The sequence below is a fragment of the Winogradskyella poriferorum genome (assembly GCF_036553625.1).
Classification (GTDB): domain Bacteria; phylum Bacteroidota; class Bacteroidia; order Flavobacteriales; family Flavobacteriaceae; genus Winogradskyella; species Winogradskyella poriferorum.
This window is the reverse complement of record NZ_JAZHOU010000001.1, coordinates 286356-309513: the sequence shown is the minus strand read 5'-3', so window position 1 is coordinate 309513 and position 23158 is coordinate 286356. Positions and strand designations below refer to the sequence as shown.

The 23158-nt window shown below is 34.6% G+C and carries 15 protein-coding genes; 9 read left to right on the top strand and 6 right to left on the bottom strand.

The window, feature by feature from the left end; all coding sequences use genetic code 11:
* Genes V1468_RS01460 through V1468_RS01450 form a run of 3 tightly spaced genes read left to right on the top strand, consistent with a single transcriptional unit; the run spans window position 1 to window position 4402 of the window.
* Entirely contained in the window at window positions 1-1296 is a 1296-nt protein-coding gene (locus tag V1468_RS01460) for a TRAP transporter large permease (RefSeq protein ID WP_299097338.1), read from the top strand.
* An 11-nt stretch (window positions 1297-1307) separates the two neighbouring features.
* Entirely contained in the window at window positions 1308-2768 is a 1461-nt protein-coding gene (locus V1468_RS01455) for a tagaturonate reductase (protein WP_331808483.1), read from the top strand.
* Window positions 2769-2788: 20 nt separating this feature from the next.
* Window positions 2789-4402 carry a UxaA family hydrolase gene (locus tag V1468_RS01450; protein ID WP_331808482.1) on the top strand — a complete coding sequence of 538 codons (1614 nt, stop codon included), beginning with the start codon at window positions 2789-2791 and terminating at the stop codon, window positions 4400-4402.
* A gap of 20 nt (window positions 4403-4422) precedes the next feature.
* Here V1468_RS01450 and V1468_RS01445 read toward each other — a convergent pair whose 3' ends face one another.
* Together V1468_RS01445 and V1468_RS01440 are read right to left on the bottom strand one after the other, a co-directional pair.
* A complete protein-coding gene (locus V1468_RS01445; protein ID WP_331808481.1) occupies window positions 4423-5460 on the bottom strand; it encodes a LacI family DNA-binding transcriptional regulator in 1038 nt (345 codons plus the stop codon).
* Window positions 5460-7961 carry a glycoside hydrolase family 95 protein gene (locus V1468_RS01440; protein ID WP_331808480.1) on the bottom strand — a complete coding sequence of 834 codons (2502 nt, stop codon included), beginning with the start codon at window positions 7959-7961 and terminating at the stop codon, window positions 5460-5462. Before V1468_RS01440 ends, V1468_RS01445 begins: the two co-directional genes overlap by 1 nt.
* Window positions 7962-8132: 171 nt before the next feature.
* Between V1468_RS01440 and V1468_RS01435 the strand changes: the two genes are divergently transcribed.
* Entirely contained in the window at window positions 8133-9617 is a 1485-nt protein-coding gene (locus V1468_RS01435) for an Ig-like domain-containing protein (RefSeq protein ID WP_331808479.1), read from the top strand.
* A 24-nt stretch (window positions 9618-9641) separates the two neighbouring features.
* Here the strand turns inward: V1468_RS01435 and V1468_RS01430 are convergent, their stop codons facing one another.
* The 4 genes from V1468_RS01430 to V1468_RS01415 form a co-directional block, all read right to left on the bottom strand.
* On the bottom strand, window positions 9642-10955 hold the full coding sequence (locus tag V1468_RS01430; protein ID WP_331808478.1) for a pectate lyase family protein: 1314 nt from the start codon (window positions 10953-10955) through the stop codon (window positions 9642-9644).
* An 88-nt stretch (window positions 10956-11043) separates the two neighbouring features.
* Window positions 11044-12600: a DUF5123 domain-containing protein gene (locus V1468_RS01425; RefSeq protein WP_331808477.1), complete on the bottom strand. Its 1557-nt coding sequence runs from the start codon at window positions 12598-12600 to the stop codon at window positions 11044-11046.
* Window positions 12601-12626: 26 nt separating this feature from the next.
* A complete protein-coding gene (locus V1468_RS01420; RefSeq protein WP_331808476.1) occupies window positions 12627-14414 on the bottom strand; it encodes a RagB/SusD family nutrient uptake outer membrane protein in 1788 nt (595 codons plus the stop codon).
* Window positions 14415-14426: 12 nt separating this feature from the next.
* Window positions 14427-17624, bottom strand: coding sequence for a SusC/RagA family TonB-linked outer membrane protein (locus tag V1468_RS01415; RefSeq protein ID WP_331808475.1), 3198 nt, complete (start codon window positions 17622-17624; stop codon window positions 14427-14429).
* A 408-nt stretch (window positions 17625-18032) separates the two neighbouring features.
* Between V1468_RS01415 and V1468_RS01410 the strand changes: the two genes are divergently transcribed.
* From V1468_RS01410 to V1468_RS01390, 5 genes are all read left to right on the top strand, one after another.
* Entirely contained in the window at window positions 18033-19430 is a 1398-nt protein-coding gene (locus tag V1468_RS01410) for a glycoside hydrolase family 28 protein (protein ID WP_331808474.1), read from the top strand.
* Between the two features lie 99 nt (window positions 19431-19529).
* Window positions 19530-20483 carry an alpha/beta hydrolase gene (locus tag V1468_RS01405; RefSeq protein WP_331808473.1) on the top strand — a complete coding sequence of 318 codons (954 nt, stop codon included), beginning with the start codon at window positions 19530-19532 and terminating at the stop codon, window positions 20481-20483.
* Window positions 20480-21496 carry a DUF4861 family protein gene (locus V1468_RS01400; protein WP_331808472.1) on the top strand — a complete coding sequence of 339 codons (1017 nt, stop codon included), beginning with the start codon at window positions 20480-20482 and terminating at the stop codon, window positions 21494-21496. The genes V1468_RS01405 and V1468_RS01400 overlap by 4 nt, the downstream gene beginning before the upstream one ends.
* The gene (locus tag V1468_RS01395) at window positions 21496-21915 is read left to right on the top strand and encodes a cupin domain-containing protein (protein ID WP_331808471.1); all 420 of its coding nucleotides are present in this window, start codon (window positions 21496-21498) and stop codon (window positions 21913-21915) included. Before V1468_RS01400 ends, V1468_RS01395 begins: the two co-directional genes overlap by 1 nt.
* A gap of 2 nt (window positions 21916-21917) precedes the next feature.
* Window positions 21918-23144: a glycoside hydrolase family 88/105 protein gene (locus V1468_RS01390; RefSeq protein WP_331808470.1), complete on the top strand. Its 1227-nt coding sequence runs from the start codon at window positions 21918-21920 to the stop codon at window positions 23142-23144.
* Window positions 23145-23158: the final 14 nt, after the last annotated feature.

Below are 23158 nucleotides of genomic sequence, written 5' to 3'. Positions count from 1 at the left end.
ATGGATTACATCCCAATTTTAGTTTTAGTTTTAAGTTTTGTTGGTTTGCTTTCAATAGGCACACCAGTAGCTTGGAGTATTTCTATTTCGTCTGTATTAACGATGTTAGTTAGTATTCCTGCTTTACCAGCTTTTACAACAGTTTCTCAACGTATGGGAACAGGTTTAGATAGTTTTGCCTTGCTTGCTATACCGTTTTTTATCCTCTCAGGACAATTGATGAATAAAGGTGGTATTGCACACCGACTCATAGCTTTTGCCAAGACACTTGTAGGTTCTTTACCAGGTGGATTAGCCTTAATAAATGTCATAGGTGCAATGTTAATGGGAGCTATTGCAGGTTCTGCAATGGCATCAGCTTCTGCAATGGGAAGTATTCTTGGTCCTGAAATGGAAAAAGAAGGCTATTCCAAAGAGTTTGGAGCTGCAGTTAATATTACTTCTGCAACAACAGGATTAATCATTCCGCCAAGTAATGTACTTATTGTATATTCCTTAGCTAGTGGTGGTGTTTCTATTGCTGCATTATTCTTAGCAGGTTACATTCCTGGTATCATTACAGGATTGTTTTTAATGCTGGTGGCTATGTTTTGGGCTAAAAAGAAAAAATATAAATTAGGAAAGCGTAGTTCTTTAAAAGATGTTTTTAAGACATTTATTGATGCAGTACCTAGTTTATTTTTATTGATAATTGTAATCGGTGGAATTGTAACAGGAATCTTCACAGCAACAGAGGCTTCTGCAATAGCAGTACTTTATACCTTGATTCTTGGTTTTGCTTATAAGGAAATCAGTTTTAAAACCTTACCTCAAATTTTATTAGACTCTGCATCTACAACAGCAGTTGTAATGCTATTAATTGGTGCATCAATGAGTATGTCTTGGGTAATGTCTTTTGAGAATATTCCGCAGAGTATCAGTGCTTCATTATTAGCAATAAGTGATAATCCAATCATCATATTATTAATCATCAATCTAATTTTATTGTTTGTGGGCATATTTATGGATATGACTCCAGCAGTATTAATCTTTACACCAATATTTTTACCAGTAGTAGAAGGTCTAGGTATGGATCCTATACAATTCGGTATCATCATGGTTTTAAATTTATGTATTGGGCTCTGTACACCACCTGTAGGCTCCGTCCTCTTTGTCGGTGTTGGTGTTGCAGAAACTACAATTCAAAAAGTAATGAAACCATTGCTACCATTGTTTTTAGCTATGGTAGTAGCTTTATTTTTAGTAACATATTTCCCACAATTAACACTTTGGTTGCCAAGTGTTTTCAACCTTTAAAATAGATTAAAATGTCAGTGACTGTAGATAAAAAATTAAATAGATCTAATTTAGGATTAGAAAAAAAATCACCGATAAAAGTCGTACAATTTGGAGAAGGTAATTTTTTAAGAGCCTTTGTAGAGTATGCATTTCAAAAATTAAATCAAAACGCTGATTTCAATGCTGGTGTTGCTGTCGTGCAACCTATTGATAGAGGTATGGTTGATATGTTGAATGACCAAGACGGACTATATACATTGTTCTTAAAAGGAATTCAAAAAGGTGAAGAAATTCAGACGAAAGAACTCATCACAAATATTGTGAAAGGTGTAAATCCGTATGCCAATTTTCAACAATATTTAGACTTGGCGAAAGAAGAAGAGTTACAATTTATTATATCTAACACAACTGAAGCTGGCATCGCTTATGTAGAAAGTGATACTTTAGAAATGCAACCACCAAGTTCATTTCCAGCAAAGCTTACTGTGCTATTGTATGAGCGTTTCAAGCATTTCAATGGTGTTTCAGACAAAGCATTGACAATTATTCCATGCGAATTAATTAATTACAATTCTGATACTTTAAAAGAAATAATTTTAAAGTATTGTGCAGATTGGAAGCTTGAAGAAGAGTTTAAAACCTGGTTAACGCAAGAGTGTTCATTCCATAATACGTTGGTAGACCGTATTGTTCCTGGTTATCCAAAAGACCAAATTGAAGAGTATAACGCGCAGTTAGATTATAAAGACAATTTAATTGTTTCGGCTGAAACATTTCTACTTTGGGTTATTGAAGGAGGCGATGATTTAAAAGCCAAATTGCCTTTCGATAAAACTGATTTAGACGTAAAAATTGTTGAAGATATGCAACCATATCGTACTAGAAAAGTACGTATTTTAAATGGTGCGCACACATCAATGGTACCATTTTCGTTGCTTTATGGAAATGAAACCGTAAAAGAAACCGTTGATAACGATTTTACTGGAGCTTTTGTAAACAGTGCCATTTTTGATGAAATCAATCACGTGTTACCAATGGACAAAGCAGAATTAGACAGTTTTGCTGAAGAAATCCTAGACCGTTTTAGAAATCCATTCATCAAGCATAAGTTAGCTGATATCGCTTTAAATTCTATTTCAAAATTTAAGGTGAGAGTATTACCAAGTTTATTGGAATACAACGAGAAATTTCAAAAGTTACCAGCGCATTTAACCTTTGCTTTTGCGTGTTTAATTCGTTTTTATAAAGGCGAATGGAATGATGAAGCATTGCCTATAAAGGATAGTGAAGATATTGTAAACGCTTTCAAAACTATTTGGTCAACTGATGATTACAAAGCTGTTGCTACAGCAGCATTACAAAACACGACGTTTTGGGACGAAGACCTTACAAACGTAAACAACCTTGTAGATGCTATTGCATTGGCATTAGAAGAAATTGAAGCTAATGGCGTTGAGCAAGGTTTGAAAAATTTCAAGAATAAATTATAAGATTAATAAACCGAGAGGTGATGCAGAAGAAGTTAATAAAAGTACATCCAACAGATAATGTCGCAGTGGCTTTGGTCAACCTAAAAGCTGGAGACGTTATAGCATTTGAAGGTCAAGATATCAAAGTGATTTCAGATGTTAAGGCGAAGCATAAAATCGCGATGAATGATTTTGGTGCTGGAGATCGCATTATGATGTACGGAGTTTTAGTAGGAAAAGCGAGTGAAGCTATAGCAAAAGGTGATGTGCTTACCACTGAAAATGTAAAACATCAAAGTGCAAAAGTCACTCAAAAAACTGATACCATTGGTTGGTCTGTTCCAAATGTAGACAAGTGGAAAGACAAAACATTCATGGGTTACCATAGAGAAGATGGGCAAGTTGGTACAGCCAATGTTTGGCTGTTTTTTCCTTTGGTATTCTGCGAAAACAGAAATATTGAACTACTAAAAGATATTTTTGAAAAAGAACTTCTGACTCAAAAGTCTAATAGCCACAGAATGTTGTTGCGTTCGTTGGTAAATGAAGATAACGGAACTACAGCAGTTGAGCCAGAACAAACCACGAATGTGTTTGATAATATTGAAGTGAAATTCATCACGCATCCTGGAGGTTGTGGTGGTATTCGTCAAGATTCTGAAAGTCTAGCACGTTTGTTAGCTGGTTATGTGAAAAATCCGAATGTGGCAGGAGCAACGGTATTAAGTTTGGGATGTCAAAATCTTCAAATTGATATTTTCAATAAAGCATTAGAAGCGATTAGTCCAAACAACAAAAAACCAGTGTTGATGTACGAGCAACAACAAATGGGAACTGTTGATGAAATGCTAACAGCAATTATAAAAAACTCGTTTGAAGCCATTAAGGAAGCGAATAAAATTGAGCGTCAACCAGCACCTTTATCGAAGCTTAAAGTAGGTTTAGAATGTGGAGGTTCTGATGGTTTTTCAGGTATTTCAGCAAACCCAACTTTAGGTTATACTTCAGATATGTTAGTAGCACTTGGAGGAACAGCAATTTTAGCTGAATTCCCAGAACTTTGTGGTGTAGAGCAGGAGTTGGTAAACCGATGTGTAGAAGAAGATAAGGCGGATAAGTTTTTAAGCTTAATGCAAGCCTTCGAAAAATCCGTTGTAGATGCTGGTTCTGGTTTTGATATGAATCCATCGCCAGGAAACATCAAAGACGGATTGATTACTGATGCTATGAAATCTGCAGGTGCTGCTAAAAAAGGTGGTACGTCACCAGTAGTTGATGTTTTAGATTATGGCGAATATGTTACAAATCCAGGTCTTAATTTATTGTGTACACCAGGAAATGATGTAGAAAGTACTACAGCAATGGTAGGTTCTGGAGCAAACATTGTGTTGTTTACAACAGGTTTAGGAACACCAACCGGAAACCCGATTACACCAGTGATAAAAGTATCTTCAAATTCGGAGTTAGCAGCAAAAATGAGCGATATTATTGATGTAGATACTGGAGATGTTATTAAAGGCGAAAAGACTATAGAGGAGATGGCAGAGACGATGCTTCAGTACATCATTGATGTGGCTAGTGGTACCATAAAATCTAAAGCAAGTATCTTAAATCAAGATGATTTTATTCCTTGGAAACGAGGTGTGTCTTTATAAAATTAAGTTTTCAGCTAGAGTTAAGCAGAAGCTTCACTTTTCACTTTAAGTGAAGAATCTCTGATGATTAATTCTGGCTGAAGTACGATTTTTTCGCTTTCCTTGTTAAGTGTTTTACTGTCCACTTCTTTTAAAAATACTTTAGCGGCAATCCTACCCATTTCAATAGGTGACTGATCGACAGAAGTAATAGAAAGTTCCATAAATTTGGTAAAAGGCTCGTTACTGAATCCAACAACACTAATATCTTCAGGAATACTTAAACCTTGATCTTTTATTTCTTGTATGGCACCAAGTGCACTAAAATCTGAAGAAGAAAATATAGCATCAGGCGGATTCTTCATTTTTAGTAGCTTTTTTACCGTTTTTCTACCTTCAGAAACCTTACTAAACGTTTCTATAACTAAATCTTCATCAAACTCTAATCCATGATCTATAATCGCTTGTTTGTAGCCTAAATAACGATTTTTAAAGATCTCTAGCGACCTATTATTAGAAAGATGAGCGATACGCTTACAACCTTGCTCTATGAGGTGTTTGGTAGCTTGGTAAGCACCATTGAAGTCATCAATGGTTACAGAACTAACACCAGGAATTTCTTTTTTTCTATCGAAGAAGATTAACGGTACTTTTTTTTGAGCAATGTTATGAAATACATTACTTTTTGATTTAGCATTAGAAATAGACATTAAGATACCATCAACTTGAGCATTTAATAATGAGTTAATATTACCTGTTTCCAAGTTTTCTTGGTCGTGTGTTTGGCAGACAATGACATGATAACCTTTTGGATACAATTCTTCTTCAATACCTCTAATTACGGACGCAAAGAAGTTACTATCCATACGAGGAACAATAACACCAACATTATAGCTTTTTCCACTTTTTAACGCTTTAGCAAGTGTGTTTTGCTCATAGTTCATTTTTTGAGCAGTTTCTTGAACTAACTTTCGTGTCTTCTCACTAATTTTTGGATTGTTATTTAAGGCTCTAGATACAGTTGCAGCTGTAAGTCCAACCTCCTTGGCTATATCGTAAATCGTAGTCTTTTTTTTCATTAGTTTAACGTTTTAACCTTGAATTCATAAACCTTGCCTTTCTCAGTTTCAATGTCATAAAGCTTATAATTGAGCAAATCTAATTGTTTTATGGTTATTTCCTTTGAAACCAAAGGTGTTTTTATGTCTGGTGTTTGGTAAAATGAATTCATGTTTTTCCCTTTGGCTTTTGTTAATTCCTTTCCGTTAGAACCCAAAAGTGTTTCAAGAGTTCGTATTCTTAAATTGCCACCTAATTCAGATTTTATTTTAACTGAACTTAGCTTATTATTAGCCCATTTAATATCAACTTCAAATCCTCCTCGCGCTTTTAAACCTTTAATTTCACCATCGCTCCATTCGCTTGGAAGCGCTGGTAAAATGTGTATAGCTTCGTCATGAGATTGAAGCAACATTTCTGCTATACCAGCTGTACAACCAAAATTTCCATCAATTTGAAATGGTGGGTGTGCATCTAATAAATTTGGATATGTACCACCGGATTTAGTACCATCTTCAACTAAGGCCAATTGGGTTTTTATAAGCTTATATGCTCTGTTTCCATTTAGCATTCGTGCCCAAAAATTTACTTTCCATCCCATGGACCAACCAGTTGAAATATCACCTCTTTGTTCTAAAGTTTGTTCTGCGGCATTAAACAATTCAGGGTTTTTAAAAGGAGATATTTGGTTTGAAGGATATAAACCGTACAAATGCGAAATATGACGATGTGTATTGTTTGGATTGTCCCAATCTTTTATCCATTCTTGTAATTGTCCATATTTACCTATTTGCATAGGAGGTAAGCGCTTTTTTAGCTTGCTAATTGAGTCTGCAAATTCGGAATCGATATTTAAAATTTTAGATGCATTTTCGACATTACTGAACACATCAAAGACCAATTGGTTGTCCATTGTGGTTCCGTAGCTAATGCCAACATCATCTAGATATTTGTTTTCAGGGGACATTGATGGAGAAACCACTAACCAATTGTGTTCAGGTTCTTCCTGTAAAACATCTGCATAAAATCGTGCCTTTCCTTTTAGAATAGGATAATTTTGCCTTAAAAATTCTTTATCTCCTGTAAACAAATAATGCTGCCATATATGTTGACTCAACCAAGCTCCTCCCATTGGCCACAGACCATAAAATCCACCATCAACCATACCTGAAATTCTCCATATATCTGTGTTGTGATGTATATTCCAACCACGAGCATGGTACATATTTTTGGCACTTTCTTGCCCAGTTACAGATAAGTCTTTTAACATTGAAAAAAGAGGCTCGTGCAGTTCTGAAAGATTAGTGACTTCAGCAGGCCAATAATTCATTTCGGTATTAATATTTACAGTGTATTTGCTGTCCCAAGAAGGTGATAATTTGTCGTTCCAGATTCCTTGAAGATTTGCTGGTTGTCCACCTGATCTTGAGCTTGAAATCAGTAAATAACGACCAAATTGAAAATACAAAGCAACTAACGACAAGTCATTTGAATTTGCAAAACTTTGCAAACGCTGATCTGTTGGTAATTCAGACGATTCATTTTTTCCTAAATTAAAAGAAACACGTTTGTAAAGGTTTTGATAATCTTTAACATGCGTGTTTTTTAGAGATTCAAAAGACTTGAGTTTACAATTTTCTAAATAGTCTTTAACAATTCTTTCAGCTGAGCTACTTAAATCATTGTAGTTTTTAAAGTTTGTACCGATGCTAACAAAAAGTAATACTTCGTTGGCATTTTTAACAGAAAGAGACGTTTGGTTTTGTTCAAGTTTTCCACCTATTAATTTTGGAAAAACAAAAGTTTCGAACTTGATTTTACCTGTTTTGTTTTCATGGTTGCCAGCAGTTCCGTTGAGTTTTAAAATACCATTTTCAACAGAAATATGATGCTTTTTTTGAGGCGAATCTATTGATATATCAAAGCTTATTTGATTTTCAACGTCTGATGAAAGACGAATAATCATAACTTGGTCAGGGTAGGATACAAAATATTCGCGTTTAAAATTGACGTTATCAATAGTATAGCTAATTGTAGAAATGGCATTGTCTATATCTAGAGTGCGTTTATAGTTTTTTGGATTTTCGTGGTTTTGAAAACTCAAATTCAAGTTGCCAACAGTTTGGTAAGGCATACCATTGTTATTATCATTTGGAGCCTGTTTTGGAAAAACTTCGAGAGCCTTTTGTTGCGCCTCTTCAAACTTTCCTTCAAAAAGAAGTGTTCTTAAACTTTCAATATCTTTGTAACGGTCTTTGGTAATGTTGCTTCCAGGTTCTCCAGCCCAAACAGTTTCTTCGTTTAACTGAATTCTATCATTTTTGACTCCTCCAAAAAGCATTCCGCCGATACGTCCATTTCCAATAGGTAAAGCTTCATTCCAATTTTTGGCTGGTTGCCTATACCATAAGGTGTTGCTATTGGATTTTATAACATCAGTTTTCTTAGCACAAGACAAGATGTTGATGGTAATAATCACAACCAGAATTTTAATAACATTATTAAAAAGAACGTTTCTCATGTAGATAAATTAGATGTCCTATGTGTTTGTATTTTTTATTAATGAACGGACTAATTAAAACCCTATAAAACTACAAGTTTTATTTAAATTAGCTTTGCTAATTTTAAGAAATTGATTATCATTGGGTAATCGATTACATAAATGTAATTCTTTATTTTTAAAATTCATAATATGAGTATGGATATTGTAAAGAAATTAAGCTGTTTTGTAGGAGCTGTTTTACTTTTTTTTAGTTGTAGCAGTGAGGGTTCAAGTGATAATTCACCAGACATAATTTTAGTAAGTAGTATAACTATAATTGGTAGTACAATTAATGATGGTGCAACAAGTCAATTATCGGTACAAGTGTTGCCTATAAATGCTTCAAACTTAAATGTTACTTGGAGTGTATCTAGTCCGTCTATTGCTTCTATTTCTAATTCAGGTTTGTTAACAGCAGTTTCTAATGGTTCGGTTACAGTTAGAGCTAATGCACAAGATGGTTCCGGTGTTTTTGGAGAGCAGACATTTGAGATTTCTGGAGTTGGCAATCCGGTTAACGGAACAATTGTAGAAACTTCACAACAAATTCTAACTGCAATTGCTTCAGCTAATCCAGGAGAGACTATTTACGTTAGAGGAGGAGACTATATTTTCAATTCTACCATACAAATTTCTGGAAATGGTTCTAACAATAATTTAATTTCGCTTTTAGCGTATTCTTCTGATACCGAAAGACCTCGATTCAATTTTTCATCCATGTCTGAAAATTCATCTAACAGAGGTGTTGAACTTTCTGGTGATTACTGGCATATTAAAGGCATAGATATTTATGCTGCTGGCGATAATGGTATGCATATTTCTGGCAACAATAATACCATTGAATTTTGCACATTTAGTGAAAATAAAGACTCAGGTTTGCAGATTGATGGCGGTGGAAGTAATAATATTATTCTGAATTGTGACTCGTACTATAATGCTGATTCTTCTTTAGAAAATGCAGATGGATTTGCCTGTAAATTAAATGCAGGATCCAATAATAAATTTATTGGTTGTAGGGCTTGGCAAAACTTAGATGATGGTTGGGATGGCTACTTAAGAGATACAGATAATATTTCGACTACTTACGAAAACTGTTGGGCTTTTAAAAATGGATATTTAATGAACGGAACTGTTGGTGCTGGTGATGGAAACGGTTTTAAAACCGGAGGTAGTGATGATAAAACATTAAAGCATAATGCTGTGTACACCAATTGCATAGCAGCAGGTAATGTTTATGATGGTTTTGATCATAATAGCAATCGAGGAGAAGTAGAAATCTATAATTGCTCAGCTTATGGTAATGGACGCAATATTAATTTTAGTTCTACTAATATTGCTCAATTTTTACTGATAAAAAACACCGCTTCTTTTGCAGGTAATAACAATGATAGTTATTCTGCAACTACTACAGATATTACGAGCAATGGATGGCAAAATGGAATTACTACTAGTGCTTCTGATTTTATAACTATAGATATTGATTTACTTGCCTCTCCAAGAAATGAAGACGGAAGTTTACCTAATATAGATTTCTTAAAATTAGTATCTGGAAGCGATTTGATTGATGCTGGTGAAGATGTTGGACTTCCGTTTAATGGTAATGCACCAGATATAGGCGCATTTGAATTTAATTAAAGCAAAATATGCTAGTAGATGTATTTATAGTTCATCTACTAACATATTAGCATAAACTTCAATATTAGAATAGTGCTCATTTAAGGTATTTAAGTGGGCATCTTTTTTGTTTTTATTTAGCTGTAGTTTTCGCTCCCATTTGTCTGGTATACCATCATTATCAGAGTCTTTTGAAGCTTTCTTAGGTTTTATTTTAGGCCAACCACCAACATTATCCTGCGAGTCTATAATTCCGTTTTTGTAGCTTGGTTTATCCTTTTTTATGCTCTTTATAATCCTTTTGTCTACTTTGTCTCTGTTAAAGCTGGCACCAGCTTGTTTAAGCACGTTTTTATAAGCAATTTCGGTATCGGTAGTTAGAACGTTATTGTTAATATCAACAGCTTTTTCAAGCTTTGTAAGTTCTGGTTGATCGCATTGAACTCCACCATTCCAATTGTTATTAGTGATGTCTTGATAATTATAAACGTAGTTTCCGTCAACATAGAATTTTCCATAAGGTTCAGAAGGGCTTACAATTCTGTCTAATTTTGAGGATGTTGTTGCAGGACCAGATTTAAAATAATTGTTGACAATGTTGTAAGTACCTTCTTCGCCACCATAAATACTATTTTCGCCCCAATTATATATTACGTTATTTCTGAAATCAACAAATTCATCTTCAGAATTTTTAGTCGTTTTAGAGCCGCTAAATCTTGGGTTTCTGCTATTGTTATTAGCAATTAGATTATGGTGAAACGAAGCGTTTACTCCTCCCCAAATTCCTCCATAACCATGAGCACCTTTTTTGTGTACAGATCTGTTTAGAGCTTCCGAAACAATGTTCCATTGAAACGTAAAATTTTTGTTGTTATAAAATGAAGCATTTTCATCTGTTGCCCAACTGATAGAGCAGTGGTCTATAATTACATTTTCGGTATTTCTACAACCAAGAGCATCACCTTCAATACCATTAACATCTCCCATTCTAAATCTCAAGTATCTTACAATAACATTATTAGATTTTATAGTTACAGGATAGCCTTTTATGGTAATGCCACCACAAGGAGCTGTTTGCCCTAATATGGTTAAATCTCCTTTGTTGATATCTAATTTAGATTGAAGCTCAATAGTACCAGATACATCAAAAACAATAATTCTGGCACCTTTTTTTTGAATGCCTTTTCTAAGGCTACCTTCTCCGCTATCATTTAGGTTTGTTACTTTATAAATAAAGCCACCTCTTCCACCTGTGGCATATTGCCCAAAACCTTCTGCAGTAGGAAATGCTTTTTGTTGAGCAGAAAGGCCAAAAATGGTTATTAGGCTTATTAATAAAATGAAGTTTATTTTTTTCATGTGGTATTCTTCCGTATTAATTTAATAAAAAAAGGAGAAATGTTATTTAAAACAAATCTCCTTCTTTAAAGACTAACTTATCTCAATATTATTGTCTCCAACGAGGATCTCCAACTTGGTTGTCAATTAAAGATTGTGTTGTAATTGTGAAATCGCCATTGAGAGGATCTACAAAACCAGGATCTAATGTGTCATAACTTGAAGATGTGTCATATCTTGGTACAGTAGGATCGTAAAATGTAGGTGCGTTAAAATAATTATTATTACTAAATGTAATAAACTCATCCGTTCTGTCTTGATCCGAATAACCTTCTGAATCTGTATCTGTAATTAAAGTATTTGTTACAGTGATGTCATTGTCTTCAAATCTTACGTACAGAATTCTTCTGCTTGAAGAATTAGAACAAGCATATAAAGTACAACTGTCTATAGAGATGTTACAAAGGTTGCCGTTAGAAGCAAGTGTCCCAGCATCATCAATTCTAAAGAAATCTCTTCCAGGTGCACAGTTGTTAAATGTACTATTACTGAAATTTACATTTAAAACATCTGAATTTCTAAAATCAAAGAAATCACCACCACTTGTTAAGACATTTGTAACAATACAGTTCTCAACTGTTACAGATTGTAAAATAGCATCGGTAACATTACCTGCTATAAATGATCTGTTGTAATCGTGAACGTTACAACCGCTAACTAATAAAGAGTTGTAGTTTCCTGTACTTGTGTATCTTAACATGTCAGTTAAATCTGTAGCGACATCTCCTGTAAGATCTAAGTCTATAAGTTCTACATCAGTAGCTCCATCTACAATAGAAAAGCTAACCTTTAATAAAGGTTTGTCAAAACTGTATAGTCCTCTTATTGTTAAAGGCTTATCTAGTGTAATAGTACCAACTTGAGCTGTGTAATCACCAGCATCTAGTACTAATACATCACCAGGATTAGCATCGGCCACCATTTGAAATATATCATCCGTTGGAGTAACCAATATACCATCACCAATATCAATACCTGTAGTGAAATTTAACACTCCTCTTATTGTAGTACCGTTAAGAATTTGTACAGTATAATCTGTTTCACCTGTTAGACCTGTTACAGTTGCTACACCTTCAGCGATTTCTTGAGCAGATAAAGTATAGCTAATGTTACCTGGTACTATAAATAACTCAGTTACAGCAGTATTTGGTAACCATCTAAATGTAGCTTCGGTAGCTAAAATATCTTCAGGTACTATAGGGTAAAAAATCTGTTCTGTTAATGTTTCAGCTGTTGTAGTAGCATAGGTAGAATTGTTTAAACCTCTAGAACTAATAGCTTGTACTCTTATATAATAGAACGTTTCTTGTTCTAATTCTATTTGCACAGGTACGTCTTCATAAGTTACTGAAACTGATTCAATAATTGTTGAGAATGAAGCATCTTCACTAATTTCAATTAAATAATCGTTAACATAAGGATCAGAATCCCACTGAAGTTCTACAACTACTTGGTTTCTAATAAATGCTTGTAAACCAACTGGTGCAAATTCGCGACTTACGTTTAGCTCTTCAATAACTTCATCTGGACTGTCACATCCCGAAAATGTAAATAGTAGAGAAAGAACCACTATCGAACATTTTAAAATATATTTTGCTTTCATCATGTTTTAAGTTTCTTAATTATTAGTTATTAATAGCCGTAATCGTTAACCAATTGACCATTACTTGCATCTAAAAAGACTTGCCATATAGGCCAAAATTGTCTATCGTCTGGATTTACCCCAAGCTTGTATATGGAGTTAATCATATCATCCTCTAAAACAGTCCAGTCTTGTGGTGTGTAGTCTGGCCCAGGATTAGTTGTTTCGTTTCTGTTTAGACCGTAAATATCTAAAGTCTCACCATCCTCTTCGTATTTGTAATAAAGTGTAGTCGGTACATCTGCATACTCACCAATTCTGTTTTTTAGATTGAACATTTTTGTTTTTGCTTCATCTAAATTAGCACCTAATAAATTCCAACGAATCAGGTTCATTTTACGTTCCATTTCACCAGTAAATTCATATTTGTGCTCATCAATGATAGCTTCAAGCATATCGGCAGAACTTGTTAAGCCATCAACATATGCATCAACTTTTTCGGCATGTAATTCGGAAGGAAAGGCTCTTCTTCTTAATTCTTTTAAGTATGGTGCTGCGGCTCCAGGTCCTTGCAATTCGTTAGCTGTTTCTGCAGCAATAAGTAATACTTCTGCATAACGCATGTAAATTTTATTTACACCATCATCATTTGTAGAAGTTACATAGCGATTCATCCATTCGTATCTGTATTTTCCAAAATACCAAGTGTCAAGACCAACTAATTCTTGCTGAGCAAAACCGTCTGTTGGGTTTCCCCATTGGTATGGTACACAAGTTATATCTCTACGAGTATCTTGTTCGTCAAAGTCATAGAATACCGTTGGCAATGGACCAGCAATACCACCTCTTGCCTGACCAGTGTGTTGATCTACACCTCTGTGTCTAACAGCAAAAGAAAATAACACTCTACCACGACCAGCTGCAAAAGGTATTTCCCAAAGTGATTCGCCACCAGCAGCCACAGATTCTTCGTTAAAATTTCTCCATAATGTTTCAAAAGATGGTTCTAAACTCGCTTTTCCACTGTTAATTACGTCTGTAGCTTCATTAAAAGCTAATGTGTACATATTCTGAACAGAAAGATCAGGATCGTTACTCCTTCTTATACCATCAGGATATTGTTGGAAACCTGAAGCAGCAAGTGCTAATCTAGCTCTAAAGGCTTTAACAAATGCTTTGTTTGCTCTCTCTACTGTAGTAGTTGTAGCGTTATCGTTTGGCCAAGCCACCAATTCTTCAGCTTCACCTAAGTCTGCAATGATTTGTTTGTATATAACATCTCTACTCGATTTTGGTAGATATAATGTTTCCGCAGAAATAGGCTCAAAACGTGCAGGAACATCTCCCCATGTTTTTAATAAATCAGCATAATATATAGCTCTGTAGGTTAAAGCTTCTCCTAGTAATTGGCCTAACTCTGTTCCAGGCTCTGGGTTACCATAAGTTCTTAAACCTCTTATACATAGGTTTGCACGTTCTATACCTGCATACATCATAGCCCAAACGTTGTTATCTCTATTCATTTGAGTATTTGTAGGAGTTGCATCGTATATCATTAATTCTCCTTGCGAGCTTCCTACTTCATCAGAGCTGTAATTCCATTCAGTATCTGTATTAAAACCATAAAAAGGAATATAACGACCTCTATAAGAATTAGTTTGTCCCATACGCTCTAGGATGCCATCTACAGCACCTCTAGCTAAATCTGGTGTTGAGAAGATAACTGATTCATCTCCTGATGATGGAGCAGGCGCATCTAAAAAGTCTTCATCAAATTCTTGACAGGAATTAAAAAGCCCTGCAAGAAAGATTAACGTTAGAAATATTGTTTTTTTCATTTTCAAAGTTTTTTAAAAATTAAGGTTTAAACCAAAAGCAACTTGTCTACTTCTAGGATATGCTGAGTAATCTACACGAGGTGTAAATGTTGTTTTTCTTCTTGTTGATACTTCTGGATCGATACCAGAATAATTTGTCCATACAAAAACGTTATTAGCAGTAACATACAATCTTAATTTAGTGATTCCTAAATCTCCTACTGCAGATTCCGGTAAAGTGTAACCTAAAGTTAAGGTATTTAATCTTAAGTAAGTACCGTCTTCTACAGCCCAGTCACTAAATACATATCTTTGCATATACGGAGACCACATTGTAGTATTTGCATTTAATGCTTCTAGTTGAGACGGATCTGTAACTAGTTGACCCGAAGAAGGATCTAAGTTTGTCCATCTAACACCATCAGCGAACTCCGTAGTTAGGTTTCCGAAATCATTACTCTCTCTTGGTGTATTTGAATGAATTTTATTAGCGTTGTATACGTCAAAACCAACACTCCAATTAAAAGCCGCTGTAAAATCAAATCCATAAGCTCTAGCACTTAAAGTCATACCTCCTGTAAAATCAGGGTTAGCATCACCAATTACTGTGTTATCATCATTATCTACAACGCCATCTCCATTGATATCTTTAAGTTTTAGAGCTCCAGGTCTAACAAAGCCATCTCCAATAACAGCACTATTGTCAACAACACCATCTCTTAACGTGTATTCTCCAGTAGTAGAATCATAGTCAAAGTCAGATACTTCATAACGACCATCGCTCTTGTAGCCATACATTATACCTAGAGGAGAACCAACTTGTACAAGGTAATCATTTCCAATTTGACTAGAAGCCCACTCAGACGTCCAACCAAAGTCTTCTAATTCACCTAGTGAATTAATTTTATTTGTATTTGCACTAATGTTGAATGATAAATCTAATCCGTAGTTTTCTTTGTTTATAGCAGAATAATTAATTAATGCTTCAAAACCAGTATTTTGTATTTCACCAATGTTTCTAAATTGATATTCATAACCAGATCCTGGTGTACGGAAAGCTAAAAGTAAATCTTTAGTAACGTTTTTATAAAGTTCAAAAGAACCACTTAAACGACCATTAAAAAGAGAATAATCTAATCCAATATTTTGCGTTACAGTAGTTTCCCATTTTAAATCTGGGTTTGCTAATACGTTTGAAGCTGCCCAATAGTTGTCTATACCATTTATGTAAGATGTATTGTAAGATTGGAATGTCTGAATAGTTTGCCCTGTTGGAATATTATTGTTACCAGCCTCACCATAACTTAAACGTAATTTTAATGAATTTAGCCAATCTGTATTTTGAAGAAATTCTTCTTCAGAAACTTTCCATGCAAAAGCAGCAGATGGAAAGTATCCCCAACGATTATCTCCTAAGAATTTACTAGAACCATCAATACGATAAGTTGCTGTAAGTAAGTACTTGTTTTTATAATCGTAGTTGGCACGACCAAAGAAAGATAATAGTTTGTCTTCTGGACTGTAAAAATTATTCACAGAAAACGGTGTTCCTTGAGTTGTTAAGTTTACGCTTGTGTTAAAATCAAAAGCTGAAGGAAAACCATGAAGTTCACTAGTAACTTGATTGTTCTTAGCAATTATCATTTCCTGACCAACTAAAAGTTGTAATCCATGATCATCACCAAGGTGGTTTTTAAAGTCGTAGTTAATAGTATTTGCATTTCTAAAGTCTTCACGCTTTCTATCTCTAATAACTAAACTTGGTAAGCCTTGATTTTCTACAGCAGGTCTGTTGCTTGAAAAATAGGTTGATTTACCATAAAAACGATAATCTAAATCATTTCTATTGTTAAGGGTAAGACTTGTCTGAAATTTAAGATTATCAATTACTTCCCACTCAAAGCTACCAGAAAGATTTAAGTTTTTTCTAGACTGTCTTCTTTGGTTGTCATCTACAGCTACAAAAGGATTTACTAAGTCACTAAAGAAAGTCTCCTCTGTGTTAGTTGGATCAAAACTTACTAATGGTATAGGAGAGTATCTTATAGAGTGCTTAAGTCTTGAGTCTGCAGAAGAAACTTCATTTTGTTCATTAGCACCACCACCATTAATTTCTGTATCTGAGTAACGTGCATTAAATGTTAAGTTAACTCTATCGCTGGCTTTACTCTTTAAAGCTAAAGATAAGTTCTGTCTTTTAAAATTAGAACCAACCATAATAGCCTTTTCGTCATATAATGCGTAATTAAAATTGAAATTAATTTTTTCAGAACCACCTCTTATTGACAAATCTCTACTTTCTACTTCTCCTGTGCGACCATAAATAAGGTCCTGCCAATCGTTACCTTTCATACCGATATATTGGTCGTAATCTTGGTAAAGACCATAGTTTTCTTCATATATCTGAGGCTCATCGTTTAGTAACCAATATTCATATTGCCACTTTACAAAGTCCTCCGGACTTAAAACATCAATTGTGTTTGCGATCTTCTTAACACCATAGAATGTATTGAAGTTAACAGATATTTTACCTTCTCTACCACTTTTAGTAGTTATGATAACAACACCATTAGCACCTCTAGAACCATAGATAGCAGTTGAAGACGCATCTTTTAAAACACTTATGTTTGCAATGTCAGAAGGTGAAATGTCACTTAAATTATTAATAGGGAAGCCATCAACAATTATTAAAGGCGAACTGTCTTGTGTTATAGACCCTGTACCTCTTACCTTAATTTGAACTTCCGCATCTGGCGAACCTTCAGTAGATAAAACTTCAACACCTGCCAAACGACCTGTTAAAGTCTCAGCAACATTAGAAATATTTTGTTCTTTAAGATCATTACCGCTTACAGTAACAACAGATCCTGTTAAATCAGATTTTCTTGCTGTACCATAACCAATTACAACAACCTCGTCTAAGGCTTCTTGACTTGGCTTTAATACAACATTTATAGTTGTTTTATCACCTATTTTAATTTCTTGAGTAGCATATCCTAAATAAGAAACTACTAATATAGCATTTGGCCCACTAACTGTTAGTGAGTAATTACCGTCAAAATCAGTAGATGTTCCGTTAGTCGTTCCTTTAACCAATACAGAAGCACCAGGAACAGGTCCACCGATATCTTCTGCGGTTACTGTACCTGATATTGTTTTGCTTTGGGCAAATAAACAAGAACCGCTCAAAAGGAATAATACAAATAAGGATGTCGAAATGTTTTTTTTCAAAATAATGCGTTTGGCATTAGTTTTTTCCCGAAAAAAAAGCAAATGTTCAAATAGAGAGTTAAACATAAGATTTTTGAGTTAGTTTATAAATTAATTAAAATATGTAATCGATTGCACAAATTTATCGTTAATTTTGAAATACACAAATTTTTGTTAATATTTTTTTCGATATGTTAATTTTTTAAGCAAAAATTGAGCAATCTATAATTTGATGCTTTTTGTTATTTGTGCAAGTATTGATTATTTTAAAGTGTTAAGTCTTTTTTTTTGGAATATCGAACTAAATTTTATAGGTTTGGTAATCGATTACATTATTAATAATTTGATATGATATTAGACAGGTTTTTTAGTGAGATTTTAAAAATCAGTAAGCTCTTTTTGAGAATTCCTCAAATAGCTCCTTTTGTAATGCTAGTGATAGTTGTTTCGTGCAAAGGGGAAGAGTCAGCAAAAGAAAAAGGTCCTTGGGATATGATGCAAGAAGTTGTTGAAAGTGTTAAGGAACCAACATTTCCTAAAAAAACATTTAATGTTGTAGACTATGGTGCAATCGCAGATGGCGTGACTAAAAATACGGATGCTTTCAAAAAAGCTATTAAAGCATGTACGGAAAGTGGAGGAGGAAAAGTAGTAGTTCCTAAGGGCGAATATTTAACAGGAGCTATTCATTTAGACGATAATGTGAATCTGCATTTAGAAGAAGGTGCTGAGATTTTATTCAGTACAGATCCTCAAGATTATTACCCTTTAGTTGCTACAGCTTATGAGGGTATTGAGTTAATGAATTATTCTCCGTTATTATATGCTTACAAGAAGAAAAATATAGCGGTTACAGGAAAAGGAATTTTAAACGGCCAAGCAGGTAATGATAACTGGTGGAAATGGTGTGGAAAAGATATCTACGGATGGGAAGAAGGTATGCCTCATCAAAAAGATAGCCTTAACTTACCAAGACTTATGGAAATGGGTCAAGAAGGTACACCATTAGAAGAGCGTGTTTTTGGTGATGGCCATTATTTAAGACCAACATTTTTAGAGCCTTTTGAAAGTGAAAATATCTTAATTGAAGGAGTGAAAATTGTAAATGCTCCATTTTGGATTATTCACCCATTCAAATCAAAAAATATTATAGTTGATGGAGTAACGGTAGAAAGTCACGGACCAAACAATGATGGTTGCGATCCAGAATATTCAAAGAACGTCATCATTAAAAACTGTACTTTTAATACTGGTGATGATTGTATCGCTATAAAAGCAGGAAGAGATGCTGAAGGTAGACGTGTAGGTATTAAAACCGAAAATGTAGTAGTACAAAATTGTAAAATGATTGATGGCCACGGCGGTGTTGTAATAGGTAGTGAGATGTCTGCTGGAGTTTCTAACGTTTATGTTGAAAATTGCGAAATGAATAGCCCAAATCTAGATAGAGCTATCAGGTTAAAAACGAACTCAAGACGAGGCGGAACAATTGATGGCGTTTATGTTAGAAATCTTGAAGTTGGTCAGGTAAAAGAAGCGGTACTAAAGCTGAATATGTTCTATGCAACATACACTAACCAAACAGGCGAGCATATACCAGAAATAAAGAATATCGTATTAGAAAATGTAAAAGTTAAAAACGGAGGTTACTACGGTATTTTAGCTAAAGGTTACGAGCAATCGCCAATTACAAACGTGACTTTAAAGAATGTAAATATTGAAAAAGTAGATGAAGCATTTTCGTTAGAGAATGTGTCTAACTTAAAACTTATAGATACATATATCAATGGCTCATTAATGCAGAGTCCACCTCAGACTAAAGATTAATAATGTTTATAAATCAATTCCCTAACTATTGAGATTAATAGCGTTAATTTGAATGAGCCTGACCTAAAAATCAGGCTTATTTTTTAAAAAAACCATACTGTGCAAAAAGCCATAACATACAGCCTTTTTTTCTTGATGTTTTCATCAAGTGTTTTTGCATTTCAAACTATTCAAAAAGATACATCTTACACAGTAAATAGTTCTTACAAGAAGTACAAAAAGCATTTTCCGAATATAGAAATACCAAAGCCTCAGTGTTATGAGAATGTCAATGAAATATACGATGAGGTTTATAAGCAAATTGATGAGCGAAAACTACATTTAGACGCTTTTGTAAATACAGATTCCTTGTTAAAGCCTGCTGTAGTAATGGTTCACGGAGGCGGTTGGAAATCTGGAGACAAATTGCATATGAAACCAATGGCTCAGTTTATCGCTTCAAAAGGCTATGCTTGCTTTGCTTTAGAATACAGACTCTCAGATGAAGCACAATATCCTGAAGGTATTTACGACATTAAAGAAGCTATTCAGTATATAAAGTCTAATGCAACTCGATTTAGAATAGACACCACCAAAGTCGCTATTTTAGGTACATCATCAGGTGCGCAAATGGCAACATTGGTAGGTGCTACAAATAATAATTCAAATTTTGAAGCAGAAACAGATTACAGTACATCAACTTCAGTTCAAGCTATTGTAAATTTAGACGGAGTTATAGCCTTTGTGCACCCAAAATCCAGTGAAGGTAAGATGGCTGCTTGGTGGTTGGGTGGCACTTCAAAAGAGAAACCAGAAATTTGGAAACAAGCATCTGCATTAACACATATTGATGAAAACACACCACCAACATTGTTTATTAGTAGTCAATACGAACGCTTTCAGGCAGGACGAGAGGAAATGATTGAAATTATGAATAAACACAACATTTATTCTCAAGTTGAGAATTTTCCAGAAAGTCCGCATACCTTTTGGTTGTTCAACCCTTGGTATAAGGATACCGTAAATTACATTACCACATTTTTAGATAAAACATTCAAAAAAAAACATAAATGAAAACTTCAAAATTAATAGCAGCTTTATTGTGTGTAAGTACCATTGTAGCTTGTAAATCCGAAAAGAAAGAAGATACAAAACAAGAGGTTCAGCAAGAGCAAAAGGTAGAAGACACACCAAAAACCTATGCTGAGATTTCAGTAGCACAAGGTGGCGAATGGAAAGATGGACCAAGAGGTCATCAAGAATACAGCAACGGTACATCGTTTAAAAACGTAAACCGATTAAAAGTACCAGCGCAACACACAGACCATACTTGGTTTATCCGTTACGAAGGTCCAGGTTGGGAGAGCAACAAAGTAGGTTACAGACTTTATTTAGATTGGAGAAATGCTATTGATATTTTTGGCAAGAAGACAGATACAATGGTATTAGGGCAAGTGGGTCAAGATGGTTTTGATTCTTACCACGAGCCACAACCTTGGGGACAAGATATTCTAAAAGTAGGCAAAGGTCTTGGTGTTGGTTCATTAGGACGTTTGGTAAATGACGAAGTGCTTCATTTTAAAAATGTAGATTCAACGTTTGCGTCTGTTGAAAATTCTGCCAATGCATCTTCTGTAGTAGTAGATTACTACGGTTGGAAAACAGGCGAAGACACTATCGATTTGCAATCAACACTTAGCATTCAGCCAGATAAAAGATATACAAAGCACACTATTCAGCCATCAAAAGCGGTAGATGGTATTGTAACAGGAATTATAGACCACAAGGTATCGTATTTCACAAAAGAAAGTGAAAATAAAAAATGGGCTTACATAGCAACCTATGGCGAGCAAACATTAGTGCCAGACGACTTAGGTATGGCAGTGATTTACGAAGTAGATACAACCGTTGAAGTTAAAAAAGGTGAGTTTGATTACTTAGTAGAATTTAAACCAACTACTGAGCCAGTTTCATTTTATTTTCTAGGGGCTTGGGAACAAGAACCAGAAGGAATTAAAACTGAAAAAGAGTTCTTAGATTACCTTGATGGATTGTTGACTGAATTAAACTCTAATAACACGTTATAATGAAAACTGGTATCAAGTTGCTAGTAGTGGTCACGTTTTGCTTTGCTTTACAGACCACAACAGCTCAGGAAAAAACATATACAATTGAAGAATGTGTCAATACCTTTTCTGAAGAAAAAACGGTGCCGACAAAAGCTGGTTACCAATATTGGTTTGCCGATAAGGATTTTTTAGACGGAAGAACCATAAAAATGAGTGTTGTTGCACCAGGAAAATCTACACACGCACCTCATAAACACAAGGAAGACGAGTTCTTTTATGTGCTAGAAGGCAAAGCAAAATTTCATTTAGATGGTAAAGAAGTGGTTGTTGAAGCAAATACCAGTTTGTACTGTCCATCGTGGAGTATGCACGGCATTAGCAATGCAGGCGATACCGAATTAAAATATTTAGTGATTAAAAAATACGAAAAAGAGTAAAGATGAAAAACATAGCACTCGTAGCAATATTAGCATTGGGTTTTCTTACCAGTTGTAAAGAAGAAAAGAAACAAACAGAAGAAACGCCTGTGGCTAAAAAAGAAATCTCTGAAGACCTAAAATGGTCAGAGCGTATGGCACTTTCTGAAGTAAAACGTTTTCCAGACCCAACTTTATTAGACTTTAGAGATAAGCCAAAATGGAGTTACACGCCAGGACTGGTTCTGCAAGGAATGTCTAAGGTTTTTGAGCAAACCAAAAATCAAAAAATTTACGATTATATCTATGATTATCCTAACAGAATGATTGAAGAAGATGGTAAGATAAAGACGTACAAAATGTCTAACTACAATCTAGATATGATAAAAGCGGGAGATGTCATCTACTACGTGTACAACAAAACACAAGAATCGCGCTTTAAGAAAGTAATGGACACTTTACACAAACAGTTAGAAGGGCAGCCAACAACATCTGAAGGAGGTTATTGGCACAAAAAAATATATCCATACCAAATGTGGTTAGATGGTGTGTATATGGCAGAACCGTTTCATACAAAATATGCTAAGGCTTATATGAATGAAGACGAAGCCAATAAGGTTTATGACAAAATTATGTTGCAGTTCGATTTAATTGAGAAGTACAGCAGAGACCCAGAAACAGGTTTGTACTATCACGGTTGGGACGAAAGCAAAGAACAAAAATGGGCTGATAAAGAAACAGGATTGTCACAAAATTTTTGGTCTCGAGGAATGGGTTGGTACGGAATGGCATTGGTAGATGTGTTAGATTATTTGCCACAAGACCACGAAGGTAGAGAGCGACTAGTTAAGTATCTCAACCAATACGCGGAAGCCATTGTAAAATACCAAGATGAAAAAACAGGTACGTGGTACCAAGTACTTAATCTTCCAGAAAAAGAAGGTAACTATTTAGAAGCAACAGGTACAAGTATGTTTACCTACACTTTAGCAAAAGGCGTTAACAAAGGCTATTTGCCAAAACAATATTTAGACAATGCCAATAAGGCTTTTAATGGTATTTTAGAAACGTTCATCACTGTTGAAGATAATGGTGTCGTTAACCTAAATAAATGTTGTGGAGTAGCTGGTTTGGGAGGCAATCCATATAGAGATGGCACTTTTGAATATTACATTGGCGAAATTATTAGGTCTAACGACCCAAAAGGTACAGGTCCATTTATGATGGCTGCTTTAGAACTTAACAAGTAAAATTGAAAGATACA